Below are 18,386 nucleotides of genomic sequence, written 5' to 3' on the forward strand. Positions count from 1 at the left end.
TGGATGGATATATGAAACAGACCCTTGAGGGTGTGAAGGCCCTGGAGAAACCGGCATTCATCGTCTTGGGGGAGGGTCGAGGCGGATCATTGGAGGCCGAGGCCCTGCGGCAGGAGATGCAGGCCAGATATAACCAGGCAGGCTTTGCGAGCTTCCCGTCCTTTCCCCTGGCCGCCCGGGTCATGTTCAGCTTGTTTCAGTACCGGACTTACCTGGAGGCCCATGGCCGATAAAGTCTAGAGCGGTTTAAAAATCGAATCAGGCCGCGTTTTTAGCTTTCTCTCCCTCATCAGGGAGAGGAGGAAGTAAGGCCCCCGCCTCACTCATGACTTCATGATAACGATCATTTACTTTAAATTTCGAGTTCCCTGAACCGTCGGTCCTTTGGGGAGCCTGGCCGGGCGGGCGAAAAACATGACCACCGCGGCCAAAAAGGTTGCCAGCCCGGTTAATAAGAAGGCGAGACGATACGTCCCGGTGGTGTCAAAGAGGTAACCGGCTGAAATAGGCCCGATCGCGCCTGCGAGCATGGTCACCGGCGTCATGAAGCCCTGGATTTTCCCCAGGGCCAGACGGCCGAAGTATTCGGCGCGAATGGCTGCCATCAAGGGAACGTTGCCTCCGAAACCAACGCCGAACAGGGCGATAAAGACATAAACCATGGGCATGGTGCGCGCGTTCATCAGGATCAGGACGCCGGTGCCCATGAGACTGTAGGAAACCATGAACAAATAGCGCTTGGTGATTATATCGCCCAAAAAGCCGAAGGAAAGTCGGCCTACCACGCTGACGAGAGTCAGAAGACCGATGGCGAAGGCGGCCTTTTCCATGGATATGCCCACGTCGGTCAGCGCCGGCACCGCGTGAACAAACACGACAGAATGGGCCATGCTTTGAAAAAAGAAGGCCAGAGATATGAACCAGAAGGCGGACGAAGAAAGAGCCTGCCTAAGGGTAAAATCTACTGTTCCCGAGGCTGTTGAGGGTTCTGCCTTGGCGTCTAATATAGAATCCTCCGCCTCCTGATCCTCGCTATCGGGTGGATCGCCGTCAGGCCTGAGCCCCATCTCTTCCGGACTGTCTCTGACCACCAGCGCCAGCGGTATCACTATGACCCAGATCGCGATGCCCATAACCAGGAAGGCGAAGCGCCACCCGTAATGCGTGATGAGCACCGCCACGATGGGGGCGCAGATCAGACCGCCGAACCCGGCGCCAGCCGCGAGCAAGGCATTGGCTAAAGTCAACCGGCGCTGAAACCATTTGGCAATCACGGTAAAGGCCGGGATGTAAAGCATGGCGCTCATCCCGATAGACAGTAAAAAGCCGTAGATCAGGTAAAAACCTAAAAGCGATTTGATAAACGGCATCAAGACAAAGCCGAGGCCGGATATGACCGCGCCGATGATAATGATGACGCGCGCCCCATACTTGTCCACGGCCCAGCCAACAACCGGCCCGGCGACCCCGCCCTCGACGCTGCGCAGGGAAGCCGCGCCGGCGGTCATGGCCCGCGTCCAGCCGAACTCGATCATCATGGGTTTGAAAAACACGCCAAAGCTATAAAGCCATGTCCCAAAGCCCAGCAGGCAGATGATGTGTGTCGCAAGGACAATCCACCATCCGTAAAATATCTTCTTCCTCATTTTTAGTTCTCAACAAACAGCGGAACTCAGCAGCCAAGGATCTTCCAACTCCTGTGGAAGCCTTCTGGAAAACAAGTGACTGGCGGAAATCTATAATATGGGGTAACGCCCGCTCAGGGCGTGAATGGCACCCATTTCCTGAATATAAAGAGTATAAAAAAAAGGAGCCTCCATGTAAAGCGCCTGTCTGGAAAATTGTGGGAAAATTGCCTGCGGAGTTTTGAAACATGGGTAATATCAATACTCCCTGAGGGCTCAGCCGGTTTTCTTACGCTTGCCACTCGTTCGTCCATCCCTGGACTCTTTTGCTCTGATTATCTTCGCCTTGTTCCTCCTGAACCGGCATCAGATAAACAGTCGCTTCAGAAAACCGCCTGAGCCCTTTCTGGACCAAGTACTTGTCAAAGGCGAGCGAAGCGAGTGCATTTTTCTTTGATAGTAAACTAAACGAAGGCTATCTCAATTAACGCTTCTCAGTATTACCTATGTTTGAAATCACGACACTGCTTGGAAAATTGGCTCAGGTGAGGAATGTCTTTAGAATATAGAGCCGGAGGCAGATTGGAGGTTGATTAGATCATCAAAAACTACAAATCTAATCGCCTATGATCCCAAGTCCTTTCAGAGGATAAATGACCGAGGTTACCAGACACCCGGCACGAGACGGCAACGCACCCGCGCGGCATAATCCCTGTAGCCTTCGAGTTCATTCTTAAGCGTCCTGTCCTCAAGCTCGGTGCGGACGATGAGAATGAGCGTCGCCAGCCCCGCCGGGACAGAGGCCCACAGGGAGCCAAGTATTATCGGTGTTGCAATGTTGAAAACCGTCCACCCGGCGTAACCGGGATGGCGCACGAACCGGTAAGGCCCGCTGGAGACAACGGTATGGCCCCGCTCAGTCTGGATTCGCACCGTCCCGGAAAAAAAGGCGTTTGACACCAGGGCCCAGTTTGCAAAGCTAAAACCCAGAACACCGATCGCCAGCGCGATCAGTTGGAGCGTCAGAGGAATCTGCAGCGACCACCCGAAGCGCGTGTCCAGCCCGGCAATGAGCAGCACAACCATGATCGAGGTAATGATGTAAAGACTGCCGAGTATCTTGTCCCAGCCCTTGGTGTCCTTTTTCATCTGCGCGCGTTCTGCTATCAATTCCGGGTTTCTTCTGATCAGGAAAAATGCGTTCACGCATATAGCGACTATAATGACGCTGAGATAGACCCACGCCATCCACCAGTCCAGGCGGCCCGAAGACAAGAACAAGATAGCCCCCTGGATTAGCAGTTGAACCACGATCTGAATCGCCCGCTTTAAAATCCCTCTGGTGATATCAGGTTTGTCATTTGGTAGTTTCAACGTATGGTCAGTGTTAATTTTTACCTCCCGGCATCTCAATTCCTGAGATCAAATCGAAACGGACGCCTGATCGGCTCTGGCGTTCTGTTTTTTTCCTTAAGCTCAGAATATGTTTCCTTTTCCTCAAACTTTTTCTATGCTAAATTAGCGGCTAAAAGATATTTTGTAAATTATTAATATGAGGGAAATTTAGGTAATGTCCGAAGAAATACCGTATCCTTGAAAAATATATGGAGAGGACTGACTTTGGCTGTTTGGCTTTTTCTCCTGATTTTAAAGCAGAAGCTTATCAGCGTAACCAAATATATCTCATGAAGTCCCCGGAGAAATGATGCGATATATCATTTACGGGGCCGGGGCCATCGGCGGCACCATCGGAGCGCGTCTTTATCAGCACGGGCATGATGTCGTGCTGATCGCTCGCGGTGCGCATCTTGAGGCCATACAGGAACGCGGGTTAATCTTTAAATCCCCGTCCGAAACAGTGACGCTGCCCATTTCTAGCGTCAGGCATCCTTCAGAAATGGAGTTTAAGACAGAAGACGTTGTCTTTCTGACCATGAAAACCCAGGACACTCTTGAAGCACTAGAAGCGCTGAGAGACCAAGCCGGGGAAGACATCCCTGTAATCTGCTCTCAGAACGGCGTGGCCAATGAACGGATGGCGGCGCGCCGTTTCAGCCGTGTTTACGGGATGGTCGTTATGCTGCCTGCCAGCCACATGGAACCCGGGATCGTGCAAACAGAATCCAGAACGACCACCGGTATTCTTGATGCAGGCTGTTTCCCTTCAGGTATTGATGCAGTTATCCAAGAGGTGACCGCGACCCTGTCCGCTTCCAATTTCAGCGCCAGCGCCGATCCCAGCATCATGCGCTGGAAGTATGCCAAACTGTTAATGAACCTGGGGAATTCACTCCAGGCCCTCTGTGAACCGCAAGGCAATGAAGCGCAGGACATCATGCGCCTGGCCACCCGCGAAGCACTGCACTGCTATGAAGCCGCAGGCATCCAATGCGCCAGCCGCGACGAAATGAACGACCGCCGCGCCGATCATATTCAGTTAGCGCCCATTGATGGCAGGCAGCGCTCGGGCGGGTCTTCCTGGCAAAGCATCGCGCGAGGCGCCGGCTCCATCGAGGCCGATTACCTCAACGGAGAAATCGTTCTATTAGGAAAACTGCATGGGGTAGCCACACCCGCCAACAGGGTGCTCCAGCAGCTAGCAAATCGTCTGGTTAAAGAAGGAGGCAGGCCGGGCAGCTATTCGGTGGGCCAGGTTCGAACGTTCGTTACTGAGGCCGGAGGCAAATTATAAGCGACAAACACCAGATCAGAATGCCGGTCAGACAGCGCCCTCCTGCCTGAATCGCTCGATATCAACGTATCTTCCAAATCGGTGCCTATTGGCTTAATGTTTAACCTTTTTCATTTTTTACCAGGGAAGCCGATTGATCCAGGCATTTTTCCAGGACGTATTTAAAATACTGAAAGCAGGTGATATAGATTTCGTCCTGGCGGTACCTTGCCTCGTCTTCTTCCTGGCTGAAGTCACATCCGGTCAGGCGCTGGCAATCCGTATCGCCGAACCGTTCGATAAAGCCCTGAAAAAGGTTATGCACAGATTCGATGGCCTTGGTCCTCCTTTCGTCTTCGACTCCAGGGGCCTGGGCTGAGTTTGTGCCATGGAGAAGTCCGAGTACGACCGCTCCTCCAAAAAGGGCGCCGCATATGGTCCTCCCCGTGTGAATAGCGCCCTGGTAACCTGTTGTAGCCCACTGAAAGGGGAAAGGGTCCCAGTCCAATTCCTCCCGCATGACCTGCAGGACCGCCTCGGCTCAGGTATAACCGCCTGCCATGAGCTTAACGCCTTGCTTCCAATGCCTTTCTAAACGATCGTCTGCCATGAATGTCTCCTTTATCTTCGTTTGATAATCAAAGGACTGCCGCTCCTGAATCCGTCTCGCTGACAGTCTTTTTCAGAACCATCAGGCTCTCTTTTTTCATTTAGCAAGCGGTATCCTGGATATGGCGGTCTGCGTCACGGTGCGCTCTGAGAATGATTTTTACCACTATGATGTATTGCCGTTCAGATTCACGAGAGGCTCAAAAAAGGACCTTATATCCTCATCGTTCATGACACCGATCCTTACGGCGAGTTTTGGCGAGAGCAAAGTAAAGCTCCCTTTTGACCTGGCACAGAGTTCCCCCTTCTCGTTGAAAATGAAACCCTCGATCAACGCTTCCCGCTTGCCGCAAAGATTAAGCACCTTTCCTTCCGTCTTTAACGGTTCACCGATATAGACGGTTTTGATGAAATCAATTGTCATGGTTTTGGTTAAGGTAATTTTCTTTAACAGATAAATAGCGGCCCAGCCCATGATTTCATCTAAAATGGTCGAAACAATCCCGCCGTGAACGACATTGTTATATCCGCACAGGTGCCTTGGCACGGTAATCCAGGAGTATACTGCTTTCTCATCCGTAAAAAATTTCATCTGAAGCCCGTAAGGATTAATCGAGCTGCAGGCAAAGCAGTTGTGCCTGTCACTGTTTGGCAATTCTATGTAATGTTTTTTATCCATTACCGAGTGTGTTTCCTTAATTGATATAGCATGGTTCACGGTTCATGAGGCAACTTTTTAATTGTTTTGTCCGAAATTTTCGGGATATAATATTATCCTTTTAATTTCGTAACATTGTATCTGGAGATTCGCTGCCAGGGAGAACCGTTCAATCTCGAACCAGGATTGCAAACATGATTGATTCACCTGAGACCTCGTCCGCATGGCAGACCAAACCGACCGATCGTTTTATCCTGAAATGGATCAAGTGTCATCTTTCGGCGCGCATCACGCCTCACCTTGTCCATCTCTCCTGGCTCCAGCCCTGGATGATCACCGTTTGTGCGGCGATTCTGGGGACGCTGGGCGGAGTCATTTTTGCCTTGGGCTGGGCCTGGCTGGCCGGGCTGTTAGCTGCCGCGAGTCAAATCCTGGACGGGGTGGACGGTCAGTTTGCCCGGCTCACCGATCGCCAGAGCTCGGCCGGGGCCTATCTCGATTCCGTGCTGGACCGTTACGCGGAGGGGTCCATGATTATCGGCCTGACGATTTACCTTGTTCGTCTGCCGCTGGAGTGGCCTCTGTGGCTGCTTCTCATCCTTGGAGCGCTGGCCGTTATCGGCAGCAACCTGGGCAGCTATGCCGCGGCCCGGGCTGAGTCACTGGACCTGGATTTAGGCCGGCACAGCTTGGCCAGCAAAGGCACACGAAGCATGGTCATGATCCTCTGCGCCTGGGGCACCCTTCTCTGGCCGCCTCTGCCTCTGGTGGCGCTTATCTATCTGGCCGTCCACCCCAACGCGGTGGAGATTGCTCAGATGCTGCGTGTGTACCGAAAGTATTCCTGAGGTTTTTATGATCGAAACCGGCGTCGTTCACGGTCGTTTCCAGGTTCTGCACAACGACCACCTCAAGTACCTCCTGGCGGGCAAGGCTAGATGCCGACACCTCGTTGTCGGCGTCACGAACCCGGACCCTAGTGTAACCAAAGACGAAAAGGCCGACCCGAACCGCAGCCAGCCCCTGGCCAATCCTATGACCTACTATGAGCGTTATGTCATGGTGCGGACCGTTCTAGTTGAGGCGGGCCTGTTAGAGGAGAGCTTCTCCGTGGTTCCCCTGCCCATTAACCTGCCAGACCTTTATCATCATTACGTGCCTCTGGAGGCGACTTTTTTCCTGACTATTTACGATGATTGGGGCCGCAAGAAACTCAAACAGTTCCAAAAGCTGAAACTTAAAACCGAGGTCCTGTGGGGAAAGCAGCCTCATGAAAAAAGGATCAGCGGCACCGATGTTCGACAGCGCATGGCCAACGGGGAGAAATGGGAGGACCTGGTGCCGCGGACAACCGCCGCCCTGATGAAAAAGTGGGATATTCCCGAGCGGCTGCGCCGTCTGAGCAGTCTCTTCCCTTGACGACCGGCCCTGAGATCTCTTTTGGCCCTGCCTTGGGCGCGAAGATAATCTTTGAAAAAAGGTGAGCAGGTTAGCTTCAGGTCATGGGTTGACCCACGGTGTCAGGTTTTAATTGTGTCAGCCCCGCAATCACTGCGGCGCTTACGCCTCATCCCGCCAGGGTGTGCTTGCGAATCCATTGATAGATCCAGCGCGGATTATAGTAGTGGCCCATGGTGTAAAAGCAGGTGGAGGAGCATGAAGGCACGCATTCTTTTTTGATCTCGTTCAGCCTCTCCTCGTCAAATTTCGGCTCCCAGATTCGGCCCCAGTCGTAATCGTAGCTCATGAGGTCGAAGCAGGGCGAGAGGGTGCCATCCGGACGGATCAGGGCGCCGTTGTGGCCGGCGCGGCAGTCCCATGGCTTCATCTGCCCCCGCATTCTGTCCTTGAATGATTGAAGGTGGGCGATAGAGTTGACCATGCCCCAGCCCTGGCGCTGCTTTTCGCTGAGCCAGTCCAGGAGTTCGTCCACCTCCTCGTACTGGTCCGGTGTAATGCTGAGATAATCGTCATCCTGGTGTTTGTAAAAGTCCACGTTTATTAAGCCCTGGGGTGGTTCGTTGAGATGGTAGTCAGTGCCAATACAGTTCTGGTGAGCGATTTCGGTTAGCATCTTTACGTCCTTGATGTTGGTGCGGCAGATATTGATATTGAAGAAGAGGATGTATCCGTATTTATTTTGTTTCTCAACGAGGTAGCGAAACTGCGGCTCGATACTGAGAAGCGCCTTGGGAAGGCCCTTGCGGGGGGCCACACAGTCCACGGCGAGATTGACGGCGGCCACACCCGCCTGACCCATCTCGTCAATAAAGGCCCTGTCCATCAGGTAACCGTTGGTGGGAAGGTATATGAACAGGCCGTTTGACGCGCCGTAGCGGATGACCTCCAGGATGAAATCCTTACGCACCAGCGGCTCGCCGCCCATGATGGCAATGACCCGGCAGCCGATGGACTTGAGCCAGTCCATGGAACTTTTGGCCGTCTCCAGATCCATGCCCGGCTGGTCATTGTTAAATTGAAAGCAGTAATGGCAGTCAATGTTGCACTTCCAGTCAGTATAAAGATAGCATAAAACCGGCCTGAACTCCTTGGCGTGGACGCGGGTGAATACATAGGGTATGAACCAGCACCTCACGGCCCGCACTCCGTTTGCGCTTTTATATCTCAGTGTCTCCAGCATTGTTTCCCTCCTGAGACGCCGAAAGAGCGATTTTAACCTGCCTTCATAAGATATATGTGGAAGGCTTACGCCAATAACATCTTAAAACCGAAAAACCGCGAGACCATTTCAATTATTCACAGCTTCAAGGTGTTCCTTTCACGGTTTCTTCCTGAATCCTTAAAAGAGTCATTTCAGCCAGGCGATTGAGAATCCATGAAAAAAAGATCATAAAGACCTGCTCATGATCATCTGGCATGACTAGCATATTTTCTATAATTATTTTTCATTGTGACAGTCCAGGCCCATTTGTCAAGAGGCGGCTAAAGAGGATGGTAAAATACATTCCGATTGAAAGGCCAAATTACTTGATATAAGTGACGCCGGTATCTTTTGGAGGGTGGAGCGTGCCAAGCTTGGAGGCATATTCCATAAAGACCTCGGTATCTACAAATCCCGTATCATAGCGGTATCTGGAGGTCTTTCGCAGGACATGGTATCCATCACCGCCGTTGGCCAGGTAGCTGTTGGTTACTATCAAATAGGCGGTCGTGTCGTTCAAAGGTTTCCATTTACCTTTTTCGTTCTTGATTTCAACGCTGACAATGCGCTCTCCTTGCGGCCTGGTCATATCAGCTCTATAACGCGCCCCGCCGACGTAAGGAAAAGCGGAGCCAGGTTCGGTGCGGATTATGATCCAGCGTCTTGAGGGTGACTGGACAGGGATACGCCTCATGTCATTTTGTGATCACAACCCACAGCCCCTGCCAGTCCTCGGGAGGTGAAGCCATGAGAGCCTCGCATTTTTTGATGTAAGCAGCCGCAGGGGGGTCACGATGCTCGATGGCAGAGAAAACCTCTATCGCTTCTTCGAAGCGGCCCTGGTAAAACAGGTCCAGCCCATGAGCGAAGGCTGCCAGGACCTCCTTTCTCCACTCGTATGCTTCGTGAAGCATGGGCTCATAGATCGTCACCGATTCACGACGGCCGATTACAACCACCCGCGCCAGCTCTCGCACCATAAACTCTTCGCCCAGGAGGTCGCGTGTGGACTGAGAGATTACGGTGTAGGTCCCGAATTCCTTGTTTATGCCTTCAAGCCGTGAGGCAAGGTTCACGGCGTCGCCAAACATGGTGTAATCGAATCTGGTATGCGATCCCATGTTGCCCACCACGGCTACGCCGGTGTTGACGCCGATACGCATGAACATATCCCAGCCGGTGCGCTCACGATAAATAGGCCTGATTTCAGCAAGCTTGGACTGGCAGAAAAGCGAGGCCCTCACGGCCTTGACCGCGTGTTCCGGAACATCGAGCGGCGCGTTCCAAAAAGCGATGATGGCGTCACCCTCGTATTTGTCCAGGGTCCCGCCGTGAGCGTGAATGATATCGGTCATGGCTGAAAGGTAGTCGTTAAGGAGCATGGTCAGGTTTTCCGCGGTCATATCTTCAGACATGGTGGTAAAGTCGGCGATGTCGGAGAAGAAGATGGACAGGACCTTTCGCTCTCCGCCCAGCTCAAGTTTTTGCGGGTTCTGGATAAGCTGCTCGATGACCATAGGGCTGAGGTACTGCCTGAAGGCGCTCTTGATGAATCGCCTTTGCTGTCCCTCGATGGCGTAGTTGGCCATCAAAGCCGAAGCATAAGTGGTGAAAACAGCCAGTTCCAGAATGACCAGCGACAGCCAGAAACCTTTGATATACAGCCCAATGGAAAGCAGAACGGGAAGGCTAAAGACCACGAGACCGATGATGATGCTCTGGAAGGGAAGGCTGAAATAAGTGGCTAGGAGCGAACAGGTCAAGGCTGATATGATAACCAGGCCGATGGTCAGCCAGGGGGGGACGTGGCGCATGAAGTCGCCGGAGAGAAAGTTGTCGAGCAGGGTGACGTGAATTTCCACCCCGGGATAGACGCCGCTCACCGGCGTGGGCCGCAGGTCATACAGTCCCGGAGCGGAGAAGCCGAAAAGAATATACTTGTCTTTAAAGGCCGCTTTATCCCGAATGACGGGTTCCAGGCCCGCGAGGACACGGATTTCGGACTGGAGGACTGCGGCAGCGCTGTAGGCCTTATGGGTGCCAGACGGGCCCCGGAAGCGTAAAATAACATCACCCTGATTATCAATGGGAATGGAGCGCTGGCCGATGGTCAGTCTCCCCGGCTCGATGCGCATCGGCGCGTCAGGGTTTGCCGCCAGGTACGCCCCCAATCCCAGGTAAGGCAGGACCTGGCCGTCAAACGTCCCGAAGAGCCTGACGCGGCGGAAGATGCCGTCCGGGTCAGGTCTGGCGTGCACGTTGCAAAGAACGGCCGCATTGCGGGACACCTCGGGGATGGGCATGCTGGCTCGAGGCAGGGTTATCCCCCGGGCTTCGGTTCGGACCAGCCAGCTCTCCAGGCCGATAATTTTGAATTTAGGTGAAGCAAGATGCGGGGGCCAGCTCGTCTCGCTGCCAGTTGTGCGCCCCAGGTGAACCGAAGCGGCGAAGCGGCCGAACTCAGAGATGGCCGCGCCGAAGCTGGCGTCGTCCTCAACCCCATACTTGGAGGGCTCGGAGAAAATGACATCAAAAGCCAGGGCCTTGGCCCCGCTCCGATGGCAGTAGTTCGTAATGGCGCTGTAGGTTTCTCTGGGCCAGGGCCAGCTCAGCCCGTGTGTGTTTTTTGCCCAGTCCAGGCTGTTTTGATCCAGCAGGATCAGGCGGATTTCATCTGTGGCTTGGCCGGGTTTGGCCAGCATGGAGACGCGCCAGTCCCAGGTCTTGGCCTCCCAACTATCGAACCAGCCCATGGTCCACAAAATCAGGGCCAGGGCCGTGCCTCCCAGGCAAAGGAAAAGGCTTTGGATGAACTTTTTCTTGCCTGGGCTCAGGCGAACAGGCATTGATTAAACGCTCCCTAAAGCCTTTAAAAACCTGTCTTGCCGGGCTTTTGGCCTTTTGACCTCGGGGTGTGCAGAGATAAAATCCTGGAGCCCGGCAATCCTCCAGGACGGCGAGGGATGAGTTCTGGCAAAATCTAGACCGCCGGGTTTGAGCTTTTTTTTCATGACCTCCAGCATGTCCACCAGGCCGCGGGGGTTGTAGCCCACCCGATCCAGGATGGCCACGGCCGCGTGGTCGGCGCTCACCTCAAAGGCGCGGGAGTAGCCGCGGCTGATCAGGGTTGAGGTGATATCGTGGATGGAATCTTCGAAAGTCTCGGTCAGCCTGGCCAGTTTCGCACTGCCAAGGCCTTTGGCGCCTTTGATCGCCAGGGTCGTCAGGGCGGTCGTGACACGCGAGGTCTTAATGGCCTGCAGGCCGTGTTTATACTGGATGTGTCCGATTTCATGGGCCAGGACCGCGGCCAGGGCGTCCTCATGCTCACAGCACCGAAGCATTCCCCGGGAGATGAAAATAAGCCCCCCTGGTGCGGACAGGGCGTTGATGTCATCCGAATCCAGGATGAGAAAGTGGTATCCATTGAAGGTCTCGGGCAGTTCTGAAAACCGGGCCAGGGTTTGACCAAGCACGTTCAGGTACAGGGTGGCTTCCTGGTTTTCATAAGGCCTGTACCGTTTGAGGATGGTCGCACCCACGGCCCGGCCGATGTAATATTCCTGCTCCGGCGTGAAGTCCCTGAAGCTTCTGGCCGCCTCCTGCACGCTCTTGTGAATGGCCTCTGCCTTGGTTTCATCAATAGCACCGGCTTTCACACCCAGTGTGGTGCCTATTTTGGAGGTAGCGGTCATAGTGGTGGCGCAGCCGGAAACGGCCCCGGACAAGGCAGGGGCGACTCCAAGACCCAGAACGGCCCACCGGCCGGTTTGGCTCAAGAACGCTCGTCTGCTGAGGCCTGTCATGGGGCACCTCCTTCAGGACCTGAAAGACGCTCTTTCTTCGGCGTAAGCTCACCCTCTTTTAAAAACCCGGATATCTGTTCCTGGGAGACTATGATTTGCTCCATGCGGTCTATTATGATGTAGTCGAGGTCCTGATGCTTGCCTTTGAACCGGGCTTCAACGTGTTCATTGAACCCCTTGCCTGCTAAGGCCAATTCATCGCTGGTAGCCGCCTCTTCGACATCAGCAGCCTCAGGATCGAGGATGATCTTCTTCCTGGTCAGGGCCGACTTATGCATCCAGCCTTCCCCTTCACCTTCAGGCAGCCTGACCTTGGTCCAGCTGCCTTGTTTACCCCGCACCCTGATCCGGTCGCCATAAGAGAGCGTCGCCACGATCTCGCCTAAAAACGAAGGCCGGGACCGAACATGTCCCTTCTGTACCTGCACGCTAACAAACAGTAATTTATCCTCAACCGCGGAATAACCGGTCTTGACTTTATCCACCCCTTTTGCGCTTTTCTTTTTGAATATATCCAGTTTATCCAGCAGGCTCCGGCCCTCTTCTTTGAGTTCTTCCGCCATATAAGGGTCTCCTTTCGGCTGAGATTATTTGATGCAGTACAGGATTAACCGTGTTCTTATAAATTAAAATAAACCCATTTTTGTGTCAACGGAAAAGACATCGCCGAATCGGTCTCCTGAGTCTTGGGCAATTTATACTAAACTGCGATCAATCATATACTAATGTATCATCATTGCTTCGATTCTAAGAAACTATTTCTCCTGTTTCAGAATTTAATAGTATGAAATCCAAGAAAAATACGGGCGGGGATAAACCCCGCCCCTACAATACCGATTTAGAGTTTTAGAGTAGGGGCGGGGTTTATCCCCGCCCTCTTCCAAAACTTGAAAACAGTTTCTTTGTCAAATAACCCTACGGCTTCTGCCAGAGGGCCGGTACATGCGCATCTGGAATTTCCCCAAGCCGACCATTGCGCAGATTCACGGCTATACCCTGGCCGGGGGATGCTATCTCCAGATGGTGTGCGATATCAGCGTGGCGGCTGAAGACGCTGTCCTCGGACATCCCCTTGGTTCGCAGGGCGTGAGCAGTATGCCTTTGTGGCAGCTTCTATTAGGGCCGAAAAAGGCCAGGTATCTTTTATTTACCAATAAATTTATAGACGGCAAGGAGGCCGAACGGGTCGGACTGGTCAGCCTGGCCGTTCCTCCGGATCAGCTCGAGGAGACCGTGAACCAAATAGCCTCCCAGATAGCCCAGACGCATCCGACGCGTCTCTTTTATTGCAAGGAATCGCTCAACACCAACCTGGAGATCATGGGCCTCGGTGCTCTCTTCCGTTATCACGGCCAGCTGAACGCCCTGGGACGACTGAAAAGACCTGAATAGCTGTGATCGCTTTTAAATTGATTTCTCCTCCCGGTTCTTAAGGGTGACATACCTGATCGTACGAGTGCCAGAAGCCCCTGCCGGTGAAAGGCGGGCACCTTTTTAATTTGACAATCAGTAACTGCCAGAGTAGTCTGATTTATTAATACCCGTATAATTTTGCACCCAACTCATAACCTAGTTTAATAATTAAGAGAGGTGACCTAGCATGGCAGCAGCACCTACACCGGCGGAAATATTTGACATGATGGCCCAGGCCTTTAAACCCGAGGCGGCTAAAGGGGTCGAGGCGGTGTTCCAGTATAGTCTCTCCGGTCCTGCCGGCGGTGACTGGAATATCACCATCAAGGACCAGAAATGCGAGATCAGGCAGGGTCAGGCTGAAAATCCCACCACTACCATGAAGCTGTCGGACGAGGATTTCGTCAAGATGATTACCGGGGAACTGAACCCCATGATGGCCTTCACTTCGGGCAAGCTGAAAATTGAAGGGGACATGATGAAGGCTCAGGTCCTGGCTCAGCTTTTTGAGGCGCCCCAGAGTTAGGGCCAAAAACTCCCCGCGTCTCAAAGTTCGGCCCCGGCCTCAGGAAACGCCCGGATGCCGGGGCTGAACTATGGATGTGTGCAGAATCTATCTGTCTTTGCATTAATCGGTTTTGGCGATTTCCTGGCTACCCTTTTTCACTGCCCAAAATGGCCACCGCGCTGATCTGGGGCGGGCCGCCAAAGGTATGAGCCAGGCCGAGCCTTGGGTTTTTGATCTGCCTTTCTGGCAGATCCGCCTTGCCTTGGAGCTGTTTATAAACCTCATAGGTCATCCTGAGCCCGCTGGCGCCAATCGGGTGCCCGAAGCATTTCAGTCCGCCGTCTATATTGACGGGCAGTCCGCCCTCGCGGGTAAAAAAGCCTGCATCAACATCTTCCCTGGCAGACCCCCTGGGACTGAAGCCGAAATCTTCGTAGATCAGGAGTTCGGTAATGGAGAAGCAGTCATGCACCTCGGCCACGTCCAGCTCCTCCCTGGGGTTCTTAATTCCGGCCATCTCGTATGCCTTGTGAGAAGATTTGACCAGGGAGTCAAAGCTGGTCCAGGAAAATCCCGGTCTGAAATGAGGCAGCATGGAATCTGTGGCGATGCCGAATCCTTTGAGGTAAACAGAATCGGAGCGGAAGTCCCTCGCCTTTGCGGCGGTGGTGACAATGGCGCAGGCTGCGCCGTCGCTGTTGCCGCAGCAGTCAAAGAGACCCAGGGGCCAGGCGACAATCGGGGCCTTGAGGACCTGTTCCACCGTAATCCTGTTATGAAAATGCGCCTTGGGGCAGAGGCTCCCGTTGTCGTGGTTCTTGACCTCGATCTTGGCCAGTGTTTCCTTGCCTTGTTCTATACTTAAACCATAAGTCTCAAAATAACGCTGGGCGATCAGCCCGAAAGACCCGGGGGAGGTGCGTCTGGCCTCGTAAACCGGGTGCATGCCTCGCCCGGTTCCCAGGCCGGGGTATCCTGTGTCTTTCAGTTTTTCGACCCCGATGGCCAGCACCAGGTCAAAGGCCCCGCTGGCCACCGCCATGCAGGCCTCGATCAGGGCGATGTGCCCGGAGGCGCACCAGTTTTCATTACGCAGGATGGGGATATCGCGCAGCTTTAAGGCGTCGGCGACCGTGGTTCCACCGACGCCGATCACGGAAGCCATCACCTGGGCGTGATAGCAGGCCTCGATATCCTGCTTCTCAACGCCGGCATCCTCAAAGGCTTCATAGGCGGCCTCAATGGCCAGGTCTTCCGTGCCTGCGTCCCAGCGTTCGCCAAACTTGGAACATCCCATGCCGATGATGGCGACTTCATCTTTAATACTGCCCATTACTTATTACCTCCCGTATGAAGCGGTCTTAATTTCCAGAAATAATTATGCATGCCCGAGCCCTCGTAAATCCGCCTGAAGGTCAGGCCGACAGGCATGCCTATCTTAGCCTCGGAGGGGATGCAGTCTGTCATCATCGAGTAAAATCGAACCTTTTCCTCCCCCAGATCGGCAATAGTCTGAACCACCACCGGGTCGTCACTTCTGCCAGCCAGATTGTCCAGGGTAAAGGTAAAGACCGCCCCTTCGAGGCCTGATATGCGGATTTCTTCGTAGCTGTCTTTTGCATGACAGTTATTGCAAATGCGCTGGATCGGAAAGCTGAGCGTGCCGCAGTTCAGGCACCTGCTACCATGACACCTCATGATGCTGTTGCGGTCCCGCCAGGTAACGGTGGCCGACGGAAAAAGACGGAAAGGCTCACCGGGCGCCGTTTCAACGAGGCCCTTGTAGCTCAGGAACCGGGCGTAAGAGGTGAGCATCAGTTTTTGGCTGAGGTACTCCTTTAGCCGGCGCTCATCTCTTTTCTTTTCGATCTCTTCGGTGACTTTAAATACCATGGCGTCAACGCCGTCAGCGTAATTGGCCAGGAGCAAGATGTCTCCGGGACTTGACTCCTCCAAGGCGCCGACCAGCATGAGCAGGGGATGCGCCGCGCCGGTATGCCCGATGTTAGAGAGCAGGGGGTCCTGCACCTGGGTCTTGGCGTCAAACCCGAGCCGCTGTATGAGCCTGCGGTGCGTGCGGGCATCCGGGGCGGGCAGGATGGCCCTGGTTATATCCTTGGTCTTAAGACCTAATTTATTTAAAATCCCGCTAACGGCCTCGACCATATGATTGGCGTAGCCTTCACCCAGGATAAAGCGCCCCTCCCACGTCCTGACAAACGTGTCATCAGGATTTCTCCAGACGTCATACATCTCATTGCAGATGGAGTAGCTGCCTTCAAAGGTAGCCAGGACATGGTCCTGACTGACCAGGATCGCGGCGGCGCCGTCGCCAAAGGCCTGTTCCTGGTCTGACCTCGGATACCCGTTTCGGCAGTCAGCCGCGGCCACAAGGACCTGCTTCATGGAACCGCTTTTAACTGAATCAAGGGCCGCCTTAAGCGCCCCGGTGCCGGCCCTGAGGGAGTGAGAAAAATCAGCCGTGGTTATTTCCCGTTTCAAATCCAGGGCCGTGGCCACCAGGGCTGCATTCAGTTTTTCCCGGTAGACCGGGCTGGTGGTCGCGAAAAAGAGGCCTTCTATCTCTTGGCGGCCTGAGTCTTGCAAACAGTTGACTGAAGCCTCGACGGCCATGGTGGCGCTGTCTTCGTCGTTGTTGGCTACCGTTCTTTCCCCGCCCATGGAAGCGCGGCCCCATATCTCGGCCACGGTCCCTCGATCCAATCTAAAAATGGGCAGGTAGCTCCCGCACAAACCGATTCCAACAGTATTCATGGAATTTCCTCCTTGCGGTCTTTTACTCTTTTCAGGTATCTCTGAAAGGTCCGGCCAGTTTATCTTCCCTCAAATGACGAACACCATGCCAACATCCATTTTCTCACTCCTTCTTCTTCAGGGTTTCGTTATCCTTAAAAATAATCTGGGGTGAGCGGACGCAGAGCCTCTTAATCGCCAGGTGTCATTGAGTCCTCTTCCCCTAATGTTTATCCCCTTATAAAGTCTTTAAAATAGTCTAAAGAAACCTTAAAAGTTCTGTCAAGCACGAAATACCTCTGCGGAAAATGCGACGGTATGCCGTCACCCCACAATCACTGAACGTTAAAAACAATAATTAATCTCTTGACAAAAATATACCCTTTCATTATTGTTTAGCCGTTCCATTATAAATCTGGCTAAAGCAACCGTTAGAACCGCGGGTTGGTCTTTATGATTTCGCGGAGTGCGTGTCTTTTACACGAAGTACCTGTAGTTTAAAAAGGTAATTTTTTAGCTTCGGAAGCGTCGTTTTCCGGGGAGGCGAGAGATGTAATGTGCTCAGAATCCTCGGGAGTATGTTTTGCCTGTGCCTTAAAACGCCTTGACAAGGAGGTGAAAAAGGAGAGCAGTTGGGGTTTTGATCTATCTTTTGAGGCGGGAGCGGCTGGCAAGGGCGAGCTTTTCCACTCTTCTTTATGAGGAGAAGGAAGCTTCTTTTAAGCCTCTGCCCACCTAGCCGGATTGAGAAACCGTGTCCAGGGGCGAGCCCAAGGCTCACAGACAGCGGTTAATCCCTTGACACCCAAGAGGAGGAGCAATCATGAAGAAGAGATTATTTTTCGTTGTGTCAATTATTTTGGCTCTTGTTTTATGCAGTCCTGGTTCCGTTCTAGCTAAAAAGATCATAGTCCTTGCCCAGTTTCCCATGAGTGGACCGGTTGGCTCCCTGCCAGAATTTGGATGGGGATTCATTGATGGCATGAACTGGGTCAATGACGAGGGCGGTGGCGTAAATGGCAAGAAGATCACCTGGTATTTGGAAGACATGCGTTACAGCCCCACGGTCGAGGTGGCCAATTTTAACAAGCACGTCGCCAAGCATAGCAAGGATGAATTCCTGCTGGCGACCGGATACATCACCGGCGGCCTCAAACCGTTGATAGACAAAGTCAACAAGGAGGAAAAGATCCCGTGGCTTGACGGCTCTTACTCCTCAGAGATCTTCGGCGCGGAAGGCGGCCCATCCAAGTATCCGTACTACTACTCTTTGGGGGCGACCTATGGTAATCAGATAAAAATACTCATGAAGTGGATCAAGGAGAACTACAAAGGCTCTGGAAAGGCGAAGGTCGGCTTTGTTTACAGCCCCACCGCCTGGGGCAGGGACGGTATCCCGGAAGGAAGGGCTTATGCCAAGAAGTTGGGCCTGGACATAGTGGCGGAGATCGAGTATCCTTACAGCGCCACGACCGCCACTACCGAATGCATGACCCTGCGTAAGGCCAAGGCCCAATATGTGATCTATCATGGCTACTCCGGGGCTGGGAGCTACACGGCTATCTTCTTCAAAACCGCTAAAAAAATTCTCAAAGATGTCCAGCTCATGGGAACCCACTATACCACCGGAAGATTTCCAATCCTGGTCTGTCAGGAATCTTATAATGGGTATGTTGGAGT

General features: G+C 53.3%; 18 protein-coding genes. 7 read left to right on the top strand and 11 right to left on the bottom strand.

Annotated elements, in window-relative coordinates; all coding sequences use genetic code 11:
* Positions 1-11 precede the first annotated feature (11 nt).
* Positions 12-233 (top strand): hypothetical protein, encoded by a 222-nt coding sequence (locus JRI95_11070; protein MBW2062088.1) that lies wholly within the window; start codon positions 12-14, stop codon positions 231-233.
* Between the two features lie 114 nt (positions 234-347).
* On the opposite strand, the gene JRI95_11075 is transcribed toward JRI95_11070, so the two are convergent.
* Positions 348-1,646 carry an MFS transporter gene (locus JRI95_11075; protein ID MBW2062089.1) on the bottom strand — a complete coding sequence of 433 codons (1,299 nt, stop codon included), beginning with the start codon at positions 1,644-1,646 and terminating at the stop codon, positions 348-350.
* A gap of 642 nt (positions 1,647-2,288) precedes the next feature.
* On the bottom strand, positions 2,289-2,999 hold the full coding sequence (locus JRI95_11080; protein ID MBW2062090.1) for an isoprenylcysteine carboxylmethyltransferase family protein: 711 nt from the start codon (positions 2,997-2,999) through the stop codon (positions 2,289-2,291).
* Between the two features lie 328 nt (positions 3,000-3,327).
* On the opposite strand from JRI95_11080, the gene JRI95_11085 reads away from it, so the two are divergent.
* The gene (locus tag JRI95_11085) at positions 3,328-4,317 is read left to right on the top strand and encodes a 2-dehydropantoate 2-reductase (protein MBW2062091.1); all 990 of its coding nucleotides are present in this window, start codon (positions 3,328-3,330) and stop codon (positions 4,315-4,317) included.
* Between the two features lie 100 nt (positions 4,318-4,417).
* Here JRI95_11085 and JRI95_11090 read toward each other — a convergent pair whose 3' ends face one another.
* A complete protein-coding gene (locus JRI95_11090; protein MBW2062092.1) occupies positions 4,418-4,816 on the bottom strand; it encodes a C_GCAxxG_C_C family protein in 399 nt (132 codons plus the stop codon).
* A 255-nt stretch (positions 4,817-5,071) separates the two neighbouring features.
* Positions 5,072-5,584 carry a PaaI family thioesterase gene (locus tag JRI95_11095; protein MBW2062093.1) on the bottom strand — a complete coding sequence of 171 codons (513 nt, stop codon included), beginning with the start codon at positions 5,582-5,584 and terminating at the stop codon, positions 5,072-5,074.
* A 173-nt stretch (positions 5,585-5,757) separates the two neighbouring features.
* Here JRI95_11095 and JRI95_11100 point away from each other — a divergent pair, with 173 nt between their 5' ends.
* Positions 5,758-6,411 carry a CDP-alcohol phosphatidyltransferase family protein gene (locus JRI95_11100; GenBank protein ID MBW2062094.1) on the top strand — a complete coding sequence of 218 codons (654 nt, stop codon included), beginning with the start codon at positions 5,758-5,760 and terminating at the stop codon, positions 6,409-6,411.
* Between the two features lie 7 nt (positions 6,412-6,418).
* Positions 6,419-6,982, top strand: a complete 564-nt coding sequence (locus JRI95_11105; GenBank protein MBW2062095.1) for a nicotinate-nucleotide adenylyltransferase — start codon at positions 6,419-6,421, stop codon at positions 6,980-6,982.
* Positions 6,983-7,130: 148 nt separating this feature from the next.
* Here JRI95_11105 and JRI95_11110 read toward each other — a convergent pair whose 3' ends face one another.
* From JRI95_11110 to JRI95_11130, 5 genes are all read right to left on the bottom strand, one after another.
* A complete protein-coding gene (locus JRI95_11110) occupies positions 7,131-8,204 on the bottom strand; it encodes a radical SAM protein (protein ID MBW2062096.1) in 1,074 nt (357 codons plus the stop codon).
* 343 nt (positions 8,205-8,547) lie between these two features.
* Positions 8,548-8,919 carry a 5'-nucleotidase C-terminal domain-containing protein gene (locus JRI95_11115; GenBank protein MBW2062097.1) on the bottom strand — a complete coding sequence of 124 codons (372 nt, stop codon included), beginning with the start codon at positions 8,917-8,919 and terminating at the stop codon, positions 8,548-8,550.
* 1 nt (position 8,920) lies between these two features.
* Entirely contained in the window at positions 8,921-11,071 is a 2,151-nt protein-coding gene (locus JRI95_11120; GenBank protein ID MBW2062098.1) for an adenylate/guanylate cyclase domain-containing protein, read from the bottom strand.
* A 3-nt stretch (positions 11,072-11,074) separates the two neighbouring features.
* Entirely contained in the window at positions 11,075-11,920 is an 846-nt protein-coding gene (locus tag JRI95_11125) for a M48 family metalloprotease (protein ID MBW2062099.1), read from the bottom strand.
* A gap of 107 nt (positions 11,921-12,027) precedes the next feature.
* Entirely contained in the window at positions 12,028-12,594 is a 567-nt protein-coding gene (locus JRI95_11130; protein ID MBW2062100.1) for an SH3 domain-containing protein, read from the bottom strand.
* Between the two features lie 379 nt (positions 12,595-12,973).
* Here JRI95_11130 and JRI95_11135 point away from each other — a divergent pair, with 379 nt between their 5' ends.
* On the top strand, positions 12,974-13,423 hold the full coding sequence (locus JRI95_11135; protein MBW2062101.1) for an enoyl-CoA hydratase/isomerase family protein: 450 nt from the start codon (positions 12,974-12,976) through the stop codon (positions 13,421-13,423).
* Between the two features lie 208 nt (positions 13,424-13,631).
* On the top strand, positions 13,632-13,970 hold the full coding sequence (locus tag JRI95_11140; GenBank protein MBW2062102.1) for an SCP2 sterol-binding domain-containing protein: 339 nt from the start codon (positions 13,632-13,634) through the stop codon (positions 13,968-13,970).
* Positions 13,971-14,097: 127 nt separating this feature from the next.
* Here JRI95_11140 and JRI95_11145 read toward each other — a convergent pair whose 3' ends face one another.
* Entirely contained in the window at positions 14,098-15,285 is a 1,188-nt protein-coding gene (locus JRI95_11145; GenBank protein MBW2062103.1) for an acetyl-CoA acetyltransferase, read from the bottom strand.
* Positions 15,285-16,727 carry a hydroxymethylglutaryl-CoA synthase family protein gene (locus JRI95_11150; GenBank protein MBW2062104.1) on the bottom strand — a complete coding sequence of 481 codons (1,443 nt, stop codon included), beginning with the start codon at positions 16,725-16,727 and terminating at the stop codon, positions 15,285-15,287. Before JRI95_11150 ends, JRI95_11145 begins: the two co-directional genes overlap by 1 nt.
* Positions 16,728-17,529: 802 nt before the next feature.
* Here JRI95_11150 and JRI95_11155 point away from each other — a divergent pair.
* Positions 17,530-18,386, top strand: an 857-nt coding sequence (locus tag JRI95_11155; GenBank protein ID MBW2062105.1) for an ABC transporter substrate-binding protein, incomplete at its 3' end; no start/stop codon positions are given.

The sequence above is a fragment of the Deltaproteobacteria bacterium genome, from assembly GCA_019308995.1.
GTDB lineage: Bacteria > Desulfobacterota > Desulfarculia > Adiutricales > JAFDHD01 > JAFDHD01.

Excerpts from the sequence above, each read along its gene's own strand:
- JRI95_11135 (MBW2062101.1), top strand. The coding sequence starts at position 12,974 with ATGCGCATCTGGAATTTCCCCAAGCCGACCATTGCGCAGATTCACGGC.
- JRI95_11125 (MBW2062099.1), bottom strand. The coding sequence starts at position 11,920 with ATGACCGCTACCTCCAAAATAGGCACCACACTGGGTGTGAAAGCCGGT.
- JRI95_11100 (MBW2062094.1), top strand. The coding sequence starts at position 5,758 with ATGATTGATTCACCTGAGACCTCGTCCGCATGGCAGACCAAACCGACC.
- JRI95_11085 (MBW2062091.1), top strand. The coding sequence starts at position 3,328 with ATGATGCGATATATCATTTACGGGGCCGGGGCCATCGGCGGCACCATC.
- JRI95_11140 (MBW2062102.1), top strand. The coding sequence starts at position 13,632 with ATGGCAGCAGCACCTACACCGGCGGAAATATTTGACATGATGGCCCAG.
- JRI95_11145 (MBW2062103.1), bottom strand. The coding sequence starts at position 15,285 with ATGGGCAGTATTAAAGATGAAGTCGCCATCATCGGCATGGGATGTTCC.
- JRI95_11110 (MBW2062096.1), bottom strand. The coding sequence starts at position 8,204 with ATGCTGGAGACACTGAGATATAAAAGCGCAAACGGAGTGCGGGCCGTG.
- JRI95_11150 (MBW2062104.1), bottom strand. The coding sequence starts at position 16,727 with ATGAATACTGTTGGAATCGGTTTGTGCGGGAGCTACCTGCCCATTTTT.
- JRI95_11075 (MBW2062089.1), bottom strand. The coding sequence starts at position 1,646 with ATGAGGAAGAAGATATTTTACGGATGGTGGATTGTCCTTGCGACACAC.
- JRI95_11130 (MBW2062100.1), bottom strand. The coding sequence starts at position 12,594 with ATGGCGGAAGAACTCAAAGAAGAGGGCCGGAGCCTGCTGGATAAACTG.
- JRI95_11095 (MBW2062093.1), bottom strand. The coding sequence starts at position 5,584 with ATGGATAAAAAACATTACATAGAATTGCCAAACAGTGACAGGCACAAC.
- JRI95_11070 (MBW2062088.1), top strand. The coding sequence starts at position 12 with ATGAAACAGACCCTTGAGGGTGTGAAGGCCCTGGAGAAACCGGCATTC.
- JRI95_11105 (MBW2062095.1), top strand. The coding sequence starts at position 6,419 with ATGATCGAAACCGGCGTCGTTCACGGTCGTTTCCAGGTTCTGCACAAC.
- JRI95_11090 (MBW2062092.1), bottom strand. The coding sequence starts at position 4,816 with ATGCGGGAGGAATTGGACTGGGACCCTTTCCCCTTTCAGTGGGCTACA.
- JRI95_11115 (MBW2062097.1), bottom strand. The coding sequence starts at position 8,919 with ATGAGGCGTATCCCTGTCCAGTCACCCTCAAGACGCTGGATCATAATC.
- JRI95_11120 (MBW2062098.1), bottom strand. The coding sequence starts at position 11,071 with ATGCCTGTTCGCCTGAGCCCAGGCAAGAAAAAGTTCATCCAAAGCCTT.